Consider the following 12,829-nt stretch of genomic DNA (forward strand, 5'->3'; position numbering starts at 1 on the left):
CCACTATCAATGTAAAATCTGGTCGAGAAAACGCTGCGCGCGCTCGCTGACCTGGCCGGTAAAAAAGTCGTGGGTATTGGCCCGCTCGATAATTTCTCCCTCTTCCATAAACAGGATTTGGTTGGCGGCACGACGGGCAAACCCCATTTCATGGGTCACCACCATACTGGTCATGCCTTCGGCGCTGAGTTCGGCCATCACATCCAGCACCTCGCGGATCATTTCAGGATCCAGCGCCGAAGTAGGTTCGTCATACAGCATCAGCTCCGGCTTCATGGCCAGCGCACGGGCGATCGCCACGCGCTGCTGTTGTCCACCGGATAGCTCATCGGGAAAGTGATCGGCGCGTTCATTAATGCGCACTTTTGCCAGCAGATTTTCCGCCAGTTTGCGTGCCTCAATACGGTTGATTCCTGATACCGTCATCGGCGCCAGCATGATGTTCTCGGCGGCGGTGAGGTGTGAGAACAGTTCATAGTTCTGGAACACCATGCCGATGCGCTGCCGTAACTGATGGGGCGGCACCTCTCCACGGCTGACGTTCTGGTGGCCGAAAAACACATCGCCGCTGTCGGCCGGTGATAACAGATTTACACAACGCAGCAGCGTGGATTTCCCTGAACCGGAAGGCCCGATCAGCACCACGGTTTCACCCTTGTTGACGCTGAGCGAACAGCTTTTCAGCACCATCTGGCGGCCAAATGTTTTGTCGATGCCGATCATCTCCAGCAACGGTTTTTGTGCATCACTCATGGCGCCTCCCGCACGGATTCAGGCAGTTTCATCAGGCGGGACAATGCTTTCTGGCTTTTAATCCGCCGCTGTCTGGGATCAAGCACGCGTTCAAGCCAGGACTGGAAGATCATAAACAGCGTGGTCAGCAGCAGGTAATAGATGCCTGCGGCGCACAACGCTTCAAAGTAGCGAAAACTGGCGCTGGCCGTCTGGTTCGCCACCAGCAGCAGTTCCTGTACCGCGATAACGGAGACCAGCGCGCTCGACTTCAGCATGCTGATCATCTGGTTACCCATCGGCGGTAACACAATTCGCGCCGCCTGCGGCAGTACGATCTTGCGCATAATCTGCGCATTGGTCATCCCTAATGCCTGCCCGGCGGTGCGCTGACCACTTTTGACTGCCTGCAAACCTGAACGCAGAATCTCTGCCATATAGGCGCCTTCATTAAGAGAAAGCGCCAGAACCGCACAGGTAAACGCGGAAAAACTTAAGCCGAAGCCAGGCAGCACGTTGTAAACAAAAATGATTTGAAACAGCACCGGCGTGCCGCGAAACAGCCACAGGTAGAAAAACGCCAGCCCTTTTGCGGCACGGAACGGCGCCTCCTGCAGCAAGGCCAGCACCAGTCCAAGCACCACGCCACACAACAACGAGCACAAGGTAATTAACAGTGTCATCCAGGCGCCCCGAAGGAACTCGGGCGACAGGAAGTACTGCCACATTAAATCAATCGACATAGCATTCTCCGGTTAACGGCTGAAGCGAATTAGAAAATGGCAACGGAGTCCGGGAAGTTCCACTTTTCAATCAGCTGCCGATAAGTGCCATCCTTTACCAGACTTGCCAGCCCCTTCTCCAGTTGCGCGCGGGTTGCGCTATCCCCTTTACGGATGGCGAAAGCGATATGGGTATCTGCTTCAAACTCAGGACCGACGGCTTCGAACATCCCCGGCTTCTCGCTCAGCAACGCCACTGAACCGGGCGTAGAAAGGAACTCAGCATCGGCGCGACCCTGCGCCACAGCGACGGCGGAGTCGGTAGCGGCCGGAAAGGTCATAACATTAATCGCCGGCTTTTTCGCTTCAAGGCAGTGGCTGTTATCCACTCGCGCCTGACTCTCTTCGATGCCCCCCAGAGTGACCGCAATATTTTTGCCGCACAGCGACAGGTCACGACCGGTAATGCCCTCCGGGTTGCCTTTGCGCACCACTACGCGGCTGCCGATTTTCAGGTAAGGCACAAAATCCACCTGCGCCGCACGCGTCGGGTTGACGTACATCGCGGAGTTGATAATGTCGAGCCGCTTGCTCTGCAGTGCCGGGATTAACCCTTTAAACTCCATCGGCATTGGCGCAGGCGTCAGGTTGATCCGTGCCGACAAGGCGCTAATCAGATCGATATCAAATCCGCTGAGCTTGCCGTCTTTCACATACTCAAACGGCATAAACGTGGCCGCGGTGCCATAAGTCAGCTTGCCTGGACTGACACTTTGCGTCGCCGCCTGGCTGAATAATGGCGACAACGCAACGGCCAGCACTACTCCGCTGAGGCGGAACTTTACATTTATGCGGTTCATCTTTGTCTCCTGGTGAGCGATTAAATTGGTTTTTATGAATCAATAAATACAATCATGGCGACAGCTACTTGTCTCTTTTTAGTGCACCACGCACAATATTTGTGCATACAATGCCTAATTACGTTGCAAACCTTACCCCATATTATTGTATATTCAGAGCACAATAATGCACTTCTGGGAACAGTTACTCATGCAGCCTGACTCTACTGCCAGCAGTCGCCGGATAGCCCGACAACTGCTTGACCTGATATATGAAGCAAGATTCGATCCAGGTCATCATTTACGTGAACAACATCTGGCCGATGCGCTGGGTGTTTCACGTACGCCGGTGCGGGCCGGCCTGAAAGAGCTGACGCGTCTGGGAGTGGTCGAATCCCGTCCTAATCAGGGGTTCTATCTGGTTAAGAGCGGCGATCAACTGCAACAGCTGACCATTGAACAGACTAAAAGCAATGACCAGACGTTGTATGAACTGCTGGTGCGCGATCGCCTTGCCGGTACGCTACCGGAGTCATTTACCCAGACTGAAATCAGTCAGCGCTACGATGTCGACCGCGGCGTGCTGACGCGTACGCTGGTTTTGCTGTCGGAAGATGGCCTGATTGCGCGGAATGCAGGCCATGGCTGGCGTTTTCAGCAGACGCTAAATTCAGAAGTGGCGTTGCGAAACAGTTATGGTTTCCGCCTGATGATTGAACCCGCCGCGCTTCTGACGCCACAACTCAGGATGGACCGGCAGTTGCTGAAACGCCTGCGCGCCCAGCATTTACGGCTGATTACCCATGCGGATATTACCCAGGTTCCGGCTAAAGATATCTTTGAAACCGATGCCTCTTTCCATGAGTCGCTGGCGGAAGCCAGTGGCAATCTGTTTGTTATCCAGGCGATTCAGCAGCAGAACCGGCTGCGCCGCCTGATGGAATTTGGCAGCTATCACAATAAACGCCGCGTGAAAGAGTGGTGCGAGGAGCATGTCGCGATCCTGGATGCGTTACGTGATAACAAACATCAGCTGGCCGCCGAATTAATGAGAAAGCATCTGCAAGTGGCCTGTGACCTGGTACAAATTAAACAGCCCGGTGCATAACCGGCACTATTTTTGCACATTCAGATCCTGATAATACAATCAGGAGTGAATATGGATTTGCAAATACAACAACGGGTCGCACTGGTTTGTGGCGCGGGCAGTGGCTTAGGCCAGGCGATTGCCCTCTCGCTGGCGCAGGAAGGTGTCAGGGTGGCGGTTACCGGCCGTAATCCCGACAAGCTGGCCGAGACCGTCGCATTAATTCAGCAGCAAGGCGGCACCGCACAAGCCTGGCGCCTGGATCTGGCTGAACCACAACTGTTTGACCAGGTGCTTAATGCTATTCGTCAGCACTGGGGCGATATTGATATTCTGATGAATAACTCGGGTGGCCCACCGCCAGCCAGTGCACAAGGCACTGACGCCGCATTGTGGCAGCAGCAGTTTACATTAATGGTGGGATCGCTAATCGAGCTTACTGATAAGCTACTGCCCGCCATGCGCCAGCGCCGCTGGGGAAGAGTGATTACCAGCACCTCTTCAGGCGTGATTACCCCGATTGCCGGGCTCGCGCTCTCTAATGCGCTGCGCATGAGTCTGCTGGGCTGGTCAAAAACCCTGGCCAGCGAAGTCGCCAGTGAGGGGGTAACGGTCAATATTATGGTGCCAGGCCGTATTGCCACCGATCGCGTCAGCCAGCTGGACGCGATTAAAGCCAGACGCGAAAACAGCAGCGCAGAAGTGGTGGCGGAAAAAAGCCGGCAAAGTATTCCTGTCGGCCGCTACGGCCAGCCGCACGAGTACGGTGCGACTGCGGCTTTTCTTGCCAGCCAGCAGGCCAGCTATATTACCGGCTCGGTCATCCGCGTGGATGGCGGCATGATAGATGCCATTTAGTTTACATTAAGGGATCCCCTGTGGCCCCCTTAATGCTTTAACTGACTGACAGAAAGAAAAAAAGCCCCAACAAGTCGTTGGGGCCTGGTACTTGCAAACATCACGTCATCATAACGGCGTGCTGCGCGGCAAAATCGGTTGTGATAGTCAGGCTACACGTACGGAATTCATATTAATGATCCCTTTCATCGCTTCCACCACATCGCCATCGACACAATAACGGCTGAATTCATCGGTTTCGGTATCAGAGCACATCGAAACACCGGCTTTACGGTAACGCATCGGAGAGGCCACCAGACGACTGGCCGAGCTGTGCAGCTCTGCAATGCCAACGTCGAGGAACTTTTGCAGATTACTTAACCGCACTCCTGCACCTGCCATAATAATTGGACCTTCGCTGCTGTGAGTTAGTTCCTTCAGTAATGCAATTCCGCTTTCCGCACTTTGTTGCTGCCCTGAAGTCAGAATGCGCGCGACGCCGAGTTCGGTCAACTCCTGAAGTGAACGTTTCGGACTATGGCACAGGTCAAAAGCACGATGAAAAGTCACCGCCATCTCACCACACAACGCCATAATCTGACGCATTCTGGCCATATCAATATGGGCATCTTCATCCAGCATACCAATCACCACACCGGGGAAACCCAGATCGCGGATTGCCGCCACATCAGATTTCATCGCGGAAAACTCGCTGGCGGAGTAACAAAAATCACCACCGCGTGGACGCACAATCGGATGAACAGGGATTGATACCAGCTCTCGCGCCATTTTCAGGCTGCCAAATGATGGCGTTAGCCCGCCCTCCTTAGGGGCGGCACAGAGTTCAATGCGATCGGCACCGGCTTGTTCTGCAGTGATCGCACAATCCACTCCGTAGCAGCATACTTCCAATTTAGTCATCACATCCTCCTGTTTAATGACTGCTGGCTGGTAATCAGAATCTCAGTTAGGCTGGTTTAGCGGGTTATATTAACGGGAATAGTAATCATGGCATTCAATTTTGATCAATGGATAGACCGACGTCACAGCGATAGTGTTAAGTGGCACAAATATGGCGATCGTGATGTGCTGCCTTTATGGGTGGCTGACAGCGATTTTCGTTCGCCTGATTGTATTATTTCTGCGTTACAGCAACGCGTTGAACACGGCGTATTTGGGTATGGCGACACACCGCATGAGCTGATTAATATTGTGATTAAGCGCATGGCTGAACGTTATGACTGGCAGGTGGAAGCGGAGTGGCTGGTGTTTCTGCCCGGCGTCGTCAGTGGGTTAAACCTCAGCGTGCGCGCCTTTACCGGCGTGGGTGAAAGCACCATCGCCCCGACGCCGATCTACCCGCCTTTTCGCCATGCGGCGAAACTGGCTGACCGCCGCCAGCTGAACCTGCAGATGCGTCTGGAACAGGGCCGCTGGTTAATGGATCTGGAGGCCGCGGCGCCGCAACTGGATGGCAGCGAAAAACTGCTGATGCTGTGTAATCCGCAAAATCCGGGTGGCACCGTCTATCGCCGCGCCGAGCTGGAAGCGCAGCTGGCGTTTGCCCGCCGTCACGATCTGATTGTCTGTTCCGATGAGATCCACTGTGACCTGCTGCTGGAACCCGGCGTACAGCACATTCCCTTTGCCAGTCTGAGTGAAGATGCCGCCCAGCGATCCATCACCCTGATGTCGCCGTCAAAAACCTTTAATATTGCCGGACTCGGCGCTTCACTGGCGATTATTCCCAATAACGCGCTGCGCGAACGCTTTAAACAGGTACGCAAAGGCATTGTGCCGGATGTCGATATTCTGGCGCTGGTTGCCGCCACTGCGGCGTGGCGCGACGGTCAGCCATGGCTGGATGCCCAGCTGGACTATCTGCGTGAAAACCGCGATCTGCTGGCAGAGCACGTTAATGGCATTGATGGCTTATCGATGGTGCCGCCGGAAGGCAGCTATCTGGGCTGGATAGACGCCCATAAGCTGGCGGTCGCCAGCCCGGCGATCTGGTTTGAAAAGCACGGCCTTGGCTTTTCGCCTGGCCGCGACTTTGGCGATGATGCGTTTGTGCGTTTTAACTTTGGCTGTACCCGCGCCACGCTGAAGGAAGCCATCAGCCGTATGGAGCGGGCAGTCAGCACCCTTTAAGCGCCCTGTTCGCTGGCAACAATCTCCTGCAAACTCCATGGATGGAATTTGATGGTGATGTTGCCATCGGTCACCGCCAGTGTCGGATTCGGCAGGCGTTCGTGCTCACCTTTAGGCGAACTGGTTTTGATCGAAATCTCGCGCCGCGCCAGCCCCTCATCCGAGAATAACGCCAGCGCCCGCGCGCCCAGCGTCTCCACCTCACCGCGCAACACAATTTCCACATGTTCCCAGCCTTCATGGCGGTACAGCGTCTGACCAGGCCACGGCAGTTCAACCACACTTATCTGCCATGGGCCAACCTGTAACGGCTGCGCCAGCGCAAACAGACAGATTGGCCGACCATTAATCATATTTTGCGAAAAAAGTTCGCCAACTTGTGACAAACCCTGCTTCCAACGCTCTGCGGTAGTGTTCTGATGACAACGTACGGCAATATGATCGGCGACCAGATCGGTTAAAGATAACCCCAGCGTCTGTGCCAGGCTGCTTAACGCCTGCTCGAAGCGCGGTAAATCGCTAGCAAGATCATTTAATTCTTCTACACATTTCCATGTCGTCACTAAATTTACCTCGTATTTAAACAGTTTTATTAATCGTTACCGCCCAGTGACGATGCCGGACGGGGGCCAGTTGACACTTTAAAATATGACTTTCCTGTAAATTTTCTTTAGTAAACTGGTTAATTTGCTGGATTACCGTCCAGTTTACGGCGGTACAGGTCTAGAAAAAATTTTATAAAGCCAAACTTAACCTTATGTTTTACTTTAAATTTATTTACTCAATACGAATATTCTTAATTGCAGGGCGCGCAATTGCAGCCTGGCAGTGTTTCTTATAGATTTGTCTCACCATCACACAAGGAACAGCTTTATGCTTATGTTAATCGTAGTCGCAGTCCTGGTCGCGCTGATGGGTTTTGCTATTACTCGCCACTGGAAGGTGCGCAGTGATAAAACGGTGAGCAATCCCTATCGTCACCTCCGCCGACGTTAAACATTCCGCTTTTTTCGGGGGAAACATCTGCAGCAATGTTTCCACCCTGCCCCTCCGGCTACTGACGCCATTTAACAAATACAGTATACTTTTGCTCTCACTTTTCCGCGCCGCCATTGTACAGCATCACGATCTGCTGTCAGGCGACGCGATGACGACGGCTCGATCTGCCTGCAGATGGGCCTTTTCAGCTTATTAAGGTAATTCGGTGAATATTCAGGCTCTTCTTTCAGAAAAAGTCAGTCAGGCGATGATCGCCGCAGGCGCAGCCGCCGATTGTGAACCTCAGGTTCGTCAGTCAGTGAAATCTCAGTTTGGTGATTATCAGGCCAACGGCATTATGTCGGTGGCGAAAAAACTGGGCCAGCAACCGCGACAACTGGCAGAACAGGTGTTACAGCATCTTGATCTGAACGGAATTGCCAGCAAAGTCGAAATCGCCGGTCCGGGCTTTATCAATATTTTCCTCGATCATCAGTGGCTGTCACAGCAGGTTGATGCCGCGCTGGTTGCCCCGCGTCTGGGTGTGGCGACGGTAGAACCACAGACCGTGGTGATTGACTACTCAGCGCCAAATGTGGCGAAAGAGATGCACGTCGGCCATGTGCGTTCCACTATTATTGGTGACGCCGCGGCACGTACGCTGGAGTTCCTTGGCCATAACGTGATCCGCGCTAACCATGTCGGTGACTGGGGCACCCAGTTCGGCATGCTGATTGCTTTCCTCGAAAAGCAGCAGAACGAGCATCATGAAGATATCGCCCTCGCCGATCTGGAAGGGTTCTATCGCGAAGCGAAAAAGACCTACGATGAAGACGAAGAGTTTGCCCTGCGGGCGCGTAGCTACGTGGTCAAACTGCAGGGTGGCGATGAGTATTGTCGCACCATGTGGAAGAAGCTGGTCGATATCACCATGACGCAAAACCAGCTGATTTACGATCGTCTGAACGTGACGCTGACGCGCAAAGATGTGATGGGTGAAAGCCTGTATAACGATATGCTGCCAGGCATCGTTGCCGATCTGAAAGCCAAAGGGCTGGCGGTAGAGAGTGAAGGCGCTACGGTGGTATTCCTTGATGAGTTTAAAAACAAGGAAGGCGAACCGATGGGCGTGATCATCCAGAAAAAGGATGGTGGCTATCTCTATACCACCACCGATATCGCCTGTGCGAAATACCGCTATGAAACCCTGCATGCTGACCGCGTGCTGTACTTTATCGATTCACGTCAGCACCAGCACCTGATGCAGGCATGGACCATTGTGCGTAAAGCGGGTTACGTGCCGGATACGGTACCGCTTGAGCACCATATGTTTGGCATGATGCTGGGTAAAGATGGCCGTCCATTTAAAACCCGCGCCGGTGGCACCATCAAACTTTCCGACCTGCTGGACGAAGCGGTTGATCGCGCAACCAGGCTGGTTGCGGAGAAAAACCCGGATATGCCTGCCGACGAACTGAAAGCGCTGGCGAACAGTGTCGGTATCGGCGCGGTTAAGTACGCCGACCTGTCGAAAAGTCGCACCACCGATTACATCTTCGACTGGGACAATATGCTGGCGTTTGAGGGTAACACCGCGCCCTATATGCAATATGCCTACACCCGTGTGCTGTCGGTATTCCGTAAAGCGGGCATCGAGCTGTCTGGCGTTAGCGGTAAGGTCAATATCAGCGAAGATCGTGAAGCGGCGCTGGCTACCCGTCTGCTGCAGTTTGAAGAGACCATTACTCAGGTCGCACGCGACGGTATGCCGCATGTGATGTGTAGCTATCTCTACGATCTGGCCGGACTGTTCTCAGGCTTCTACGAACACTGCCCGATTCTGAGCGCGGAAGATGAAACTACCCGTCAGAGCCGCCTGCAACTGGCGCTGTTAACCGCGAAGACGCTGAAACAGGGACTGGATACGTTGGGTATTGAAACCGTCGAGCGGATGTAACAACAAGTGCGGCGAAAACGCCGCCCCTACACCAGATTAATGTAGGGGCGGCGTTCTCGCCGCCCGTATTGATAATTTGTCACGATCCTGATGACGGCGTTTTCGCCGCCCTTTTTAATGATTACTGCTGACCACCAATGGTGGCGGTCATGCGGATCTGACGGTTATCGGTCAGCTCCAGGTTGGACAACACCATCAGCTGCGGCAGATTACGGCGCAGGAAGCGCGCCAGTAACGCACGTAACGGATGATTAACCAGCAACACCGGCGGCGCGCCCAGCGACTCCTGTCGTTGCAGCGCCTGCTGCGCCTGCGCCAGCAGACGATCCGCCAGTCCTGGCTCCAGACCACCACCGCCCTGCAGGGCCTGCAACAGCAGACGTTCCAGCGTGGTATCCAGACCAATCACCTGCACTTCATCGTTACCCGGGAACCACTGCTGGGTAATCGCACGGCCCAGCGCCACACGCACCACCGAGGTCAGCTCATTCGGATCCGGCTGTACTGGCGCATGCTCCGCCAGCGTTTCAATAATGGTGCGCATATCGCGAATCGACACCCGCTCGGTTAACAGGTTCTGCAGTACTTTATGCAGAGTGGTCAGCGTCACCACACCCGGCACCAGATCTTCGGTCAGCTTCGGCATCTCCTGGGTAACGCGATCCAGCAACTGTTGCGCTTCCTGGCGGCCAAACAGCTCGCTGGAGTACTGGCCAAGCAGATGGTTAAGATGCGTCGCCACTACGGTACTGGCTTCCACCACGGTAAAGCCCTGAATCTGCGCCTGCTCTTTCAGCGCGCTTTCAATCCATACCGCCGCCAGACCAAAGGCCGGATCAACCGTCGCCTCACCTGGCAAACTGCCTGCGGCGGTGCCCGGGTTAATCGCCATCCAGCGGCCCGGATAGGCGTCACCGCTGCCAATCTCTACGCCTTTCATCAGAATACGGTAGCGCGCAGGCGGCAGTTCCATATTGTCACGAATATGCACCACCGGCGGTAAAAAGCCGATCTCCTGAGCAAACTTCTTACGGATACTGCGGATACGCCCCAGCAGCTCGCCATCCTGCTGTGAGTCGACCATCGGGATCAGACGGTAGCCGACTTCCATGCCCAGCGAATCTTCCATCTGCACATCGGTCCAGGAGGCTTCCAGCGCGGGCGAGGCGTCCTGCGATTTAGTCAGCGACGGCGCGGCGGCTGGTTTTGGCTTCATTTCTTTGCCACGCATATACCAGGCCAGCCCTAACAGCGCGCCGGTAAACAGCAGGAAGACAAAGTTTGGCATGCCCGGCACCAGGCCCAGCAGACCCAGCACCCCGGCGCTTAACATCATCACCCGTGGATTAGCGAACAGCTGGGTGACCATCTGCTCACCGACGTCCTGATCGGTACTGACGCGGGTCACAATCACACCGGCGGCGGTGGAGATCACCAGCGCCGGGATCTGGGCGACCAGACCGTCACCGATGGTTAACAGGGTGTAAGTTTCAGCGGCGTGACCCAGCGGCATACTGTGCTGCACCACACCGACAATCAGTCCACCGATGACGTTGATCACCATGATCATAATGCCGGCGATCGCATCACCGCGCACAAACTTACTGGCGCCATCCATGGAACCGTAAAAATCGGCTTCCTGGGTGACGTCAGAACGGCGCTTTTTGGCTTCATCTTCGCCAATCAGACCGGCGTTTAAGTCGGCGTCGATGGCCATCTGTTTGCCGGGCATTCCGTCAAGGACAAAACGCGCGCCCACTTCAGCGATACGTCCGGCGCCTTTGGTGATAACCATAAAGTTGATCAGTACCAGGATGATAAACACCACAATACCGATAGCAAAGTTACCGCCAACGAGGAAGTGACCAAAGGCTTCAACCACCTGACCTGCTGCGCCAGCGCCGGTATGACCATCCATCAGAATGATACGGGTAGACGCGACGTTCAGCGCCAGACGCAGTAACGTAGAGAACAGCAGAATGGTCGGGAAAGCGGCAAAATCCAGCGTGCGCTGGGTGAACATCGCCACCAGCAGCACCATAATCGACAGAGCGATGTTAAAGGTAAACAGCAGATCGAGAACGAACGCCGGTAATGGCAGCACCATCATCGACAGAATCATCAGGATCAGTACCGGACCCGCCAGCACCTGCCACTGCGTATCTTTAAAGTTGCCTGGTAACCGCAATAAAGTGGCCAGATTAGACATCAGTTTTCTTCTCTCCAGCAAAGTCCAGTGCTTCCGGCACCGGCAGACGTTCAGGTTTCTTCGGCATCAGGCCGCCTTCGATTTTCCAGCGGCGTAGCTGCCAGACCCATGCCAGCACTTCCGCAACCGCACCATACAGGGCGCCAGGAATATGTTGACCAATTTCACTGTGACGATAAAGCGCACGCGCCAGTGGCGGCGCTTCCAGCACCGGTATCCGGTGCTCCTTACCAATCTCACGAATACGTAGCGCAATATCTCCCGCCCCTTTCGCCACCACTTTCGGCGCACTCATTTTCTTTTCGTCATACTGTAATGCGACCGAGTAGTGGGTCGGGTTAGTGACAATCACATCGGCTTTCGGGATATCGGCCATCATGCGGCGCTGTGCGGCGGCACGCATTTGCTGGCGAATGCGCCCCTTAACATGCGGGTCGCCCTCTTGCTGCTTATACTCGTCACGAATATCCTGACGGGTCATCCGCAAGTTTTTGTAGTAGCTGTAGAGCTGCCACACCACATCGTAGGCCACCATCGGGATCAGCCCGAGCAGAATCAGCAGTCCACAGATGGCGATCATATTCAGCGCATGGTGCAGCGCATCGAATGGCGATTCCGTCAGCAGATGCAGCATATCTGACCAGTGACTGTGCAGGTACCAGCCGGTAACGCAACCGACCAGAATCGCCTTCAGAATCCCTTTTAGCAGTTCGCTCCACGCCTGCGCGCTGACCATCCGGCCGAGCCCTTTGATCGGGTTCATTTTGCCGAAATCAAATTTTATCGCTTTGCCGCTGATCACCAGCCCGCCCAGCAGCATCGGCGCGGCAATCGCCACCACCACCAGCCCGGCCAGCACTGGCAGCAGCGCCCAGATGGCCTGACTGATCAGCGCGCTGATATGACGAACAATCTGTTTATCATCGCTGATAATGCCGTGGTCGAAATGCAGACCGGCAGAGACCATAGTTGATAACTGCCGCGCCATATTCTCACCGCCCAGCCAGAGGATCATCAGGCCAATCAGCACCATTAATACGGAGGTGAGTTCGCGCGAACGCGGAATCTGCCCCTCCTCTCGCGCTTTTTCAAGCCGGTGGGCGGTGGGGGATTCTGTTTTTTCCTCATCGCTGTCTTGGGACACGGCAGCCAACCTTGATACACGGAATTTCAGGCATCAGCATGCCAAAACCGCGCCGGTCTGATGGCGGGAGTAAAGCGGGAAAATAGCGGCTATTTTGCGGATAGGGTGAAAATCCCCTTATCCGGCCCCTCCCCCCAGGCGGGCGGAGGGCAGGATAAAGGGCAATGCGTAAC

At 54.8% G+C, this 12,829-nt stretch carries 12 protein-coding genes; 5 read left to right on the plus strand and 7 right to left on the minus strand.

The annotated features are described in order from the left end of the window. Positions 1 to 6 precede the first annotated feature (6 nt). The 3 genes from J2125_RS01330 to J2125_RS01340 are packed head-to-tail and all read right to left on the minus strand — an operon-like array spanning position 7 to position 2,314. Positions 7 to 753 carry an amino acid ABC transporter ATP-binding protein gene (locus J2125_RS01330; RefSeq protein ID WP_017802902.1) on the minus strand — a complete coding sequence of 249 codons (747 nt, stop codon included), beginning with the start codon at positions 751 to 753 and terminating at the stop codon, positions 7 to 9. Next, a complete protein-coding gene (locus J2125_RS01335; RefSeq protein WP_017802903.1) occupies positions 750 to 1,475 on the minus strand; it encodes an amino acid ABC transporter permease in 726 nt (241 codons plus the stop codon). Before J2125_RS01335 ends, J2125_RS01330 begins: the two co-directional genes overlap by 4 nt. Before the next feature lie 29 nt (positions 1,476 to 1,504). Next, positions 1,505 to 2,314, minus strand: a complete 810-nt coding sequence (locus J2125_RS01340) for an ABC transporter substrate-binding protein (protein WP_017802904.1) — start codon at positions 2,312 to 2,314, stop codon at positions 1,505 to 1,507. A 190-nt stretch (positions 2,315 to 2,504) separates the two neighbouring features. Here J2125_RS01340 and J2125_RS01345 point away from each other — a divergent pair, with 190 nt between their 5' ends. Then, positions 2,505 to 3,401, plus strand: coding sequence for a GntR family transcriptional regulator (locus J2125_RS01345; protein ID WP_017802905.1), 897 nt, complete (start codon positions 2,505 to 2,507; stop codon positions 3,399 to 3,401). Positions 3,402 to 3,452: 51 nt separating this feature from the next. Continuing rightward, entirely contained in the window at positions 3,453 to 4,238 is a 786-nt protein-coding gene (locus tag J2125_RS01350; RefSeq protein WP_017802906.1) for an SDR family oxidoreductase, read from the plus strand. A 147-nt stretch (positions 4,239 to 4,385) separates the two neighbouring features. On the opposite strand, the gene cutC is transcribed toward J2125_RS01350, so the two are convergent. After that, positions 4,386 to 5,138, minus strand: a complete 753-nt coding sequence (gene cutC, locus J2125_RS01355) for a copper homeostasis protein CutC (protein WP_017802907.1) — start codon at positions 5,136 to 5,138, stop codon at positions 4,386 to 4,388. An 87-nt stretch (positions 5,139 to 5,225) separates the two neighbouring features. On the opposite strand from cutC, the gene J2125_RS01360 reads away from it, so the two are divergent. Continuing rightward, complete coding sequence (locus J2125_RS01360; RefSeq protein ID WP_017802908.1) at positions 5,226 to 6,368, plus strand: MalY/PatB family protein; 1,143 nt, start codon at positions 5,226 to 5,228, stop codon at positions 6,366 to 6,368. Here J2125_RS01360 and J2125_RS01365 read toward each other — a convergent pair. Further along, the gene (locus J2125_RS01365; protein WP_017802909.1) at positions 6,365 to 6,931 is read right to left on the minus strand and encodes a VOC family protein; all 567 of its coding nucleotides are present in this window, start codon (positions 6,929 to 6,931) and stop codon (positions 6,365 to 6,367) included. The genes J2125_RS01360 and J2125_RS01365 overlap by 4 nt on opposite strands. 310 nt (positions 6,932 to 7,241) lie before the next feature. Here J2125_RS01365 and J2125_RS25110 point away from each other — a divergent pair, with 310 nt between their 5' ends. Both J2125_RS25110 and argS read left to right on the plus strand, forming a co-directional pair. Then, positions 7,242 to 7,364 carry a hypothetical protein gene (locus J2125_RS25110; protein WP_017802910.1) on the plus strand — a complete coding sequence of 41 codons (123 nt, stop codon included), beginning with the start codon at positions 7,242 to 7,244 and terminating at the stop codon, positions 7,362 to 7,364. A 208-nt stretch (positions 7,365 to 7,572) separates the two neighbouring features. Continuing rightward, positions 7,573 to 9,303: an arginine--tRNA ligase gene (gene argS / locus J2125_RS01370; protein ID WP_017802911.1), complete on the plus strand. Its 1,731-nt coding sequence runs from the start codon at positions 7,573 to 7,575 to the stop codon at positions 9,301 to 9,303. Positions 9,304 to 9,424: 121 nt separating this feature from the next. On the opposite strand, the gene flhA is transcribed toward argS, so the two are convergent. Beyond that, positions 9,425 to 11,512, minus strand: a complete 2,088-nt coding sequence (flhA, locus tag J2125_RS01375; RefSeq protein WP_017802912.1) for a flagellar biosynthesis protein FlhA — start codon at positions 11,510 to 11,512, stop codon at positions 9,425 to 9,427. After that, the gene (gene flhB / locus J2125_RS01380) at positions 11,505 to 12,656 is read right to left on the minus strand and encodes a flagellar biosynthesis protein FlhB (RefSeq protein ID WP_017802913.1); all 1,152 of its coding nucleotides are present in this window, start codon (positions 12,654 to 12,656) and stop codon (positions 11,505 to 11,507) included. The genes flhA and flhB overlap by 8 nt, the downstream gene beginning before the upstream one ends. Positions 12,657 to 12,829: the final 173 nt, after the last annotated feature.

The organism is Winslowiella toletana, from assembly GCF_017875465.1.
GTDB classification, from domain to species: Bacteria; Pseudomonadota; Gammaproteobacteria; order Enterobacterales; family Enterobacteriaceae; genus Erwinia; species Erwinia toletana.

What these genes read in the sequence shown, in the direction of transcription:
- flhA (WP_017802912.1), bottom strand. Translation starts at nt 11,512, where the DNA reads ATGTCTAATCTGGCCACTTTATTGCGGTTACCAGGCAACTTTAAAGAT.
- J2125_RS01330 (WP_017802902.1), bottom strand. Translation starts at nt 753, where the DNA reads ATGAGTGATGCACAAAAACCGTTGCTGGAGATGATCGGCATCGACAAA.
- cutC (WP_017802907.1), bottom strand. Translation starts at nt 5,138, where the DNA reads ATGACTAAATTGGAAGTATGCTGCTACGGAGTGGATTGTGCGATCACT.
- J2125_RS01360 (WP_017802908.1), top strand. Translation starts at nt 5,226, where the DNA reads ATGGCATTCAATTTTGATCAATGGATAGACCGACGTCACAGCGATAGT.
- J2125_RS01340 (WP_017802904.1), bottom strand. Translation starts at nt 2,314, where the DNA reads ATGAACCGCATAAATGTAAAGTTCCGCCTCAGCGGAGTAGTGCTGGCC.
- J2125_RS01335 (WP_017802903.1), bottom strand. Translation starts at nt 1,475, where the DNA reads ATGTCGATTGATTTAATGTGGCAGTACTTCCTGTCGCCCGAGTTCCTT.
- J2125_RS01350 (WP_017802906.1), top strand. Translation starts at nt 3,453, where the DNA reads ATGGATTTGCAAATACAACAACGGGTCGCACTGGTTTGTGGCGCGGGC.
- J2125_RS25110 (WP_017802910.1), top strand. Translation starts at nt 7,242, where the DNA reads ATGCTTATGTTAATCGTAGTCGCAGTCCTGGTCGCGCTGATGGGTTTT.
- J2125_RS01345 (WP_017802905.1), top strand. Translation starts at nt 2,505, where the DNA reads ATGCAGCCTGACTCTACTGCCAGCAGTCGCCGGATAGCCCGACAACTG.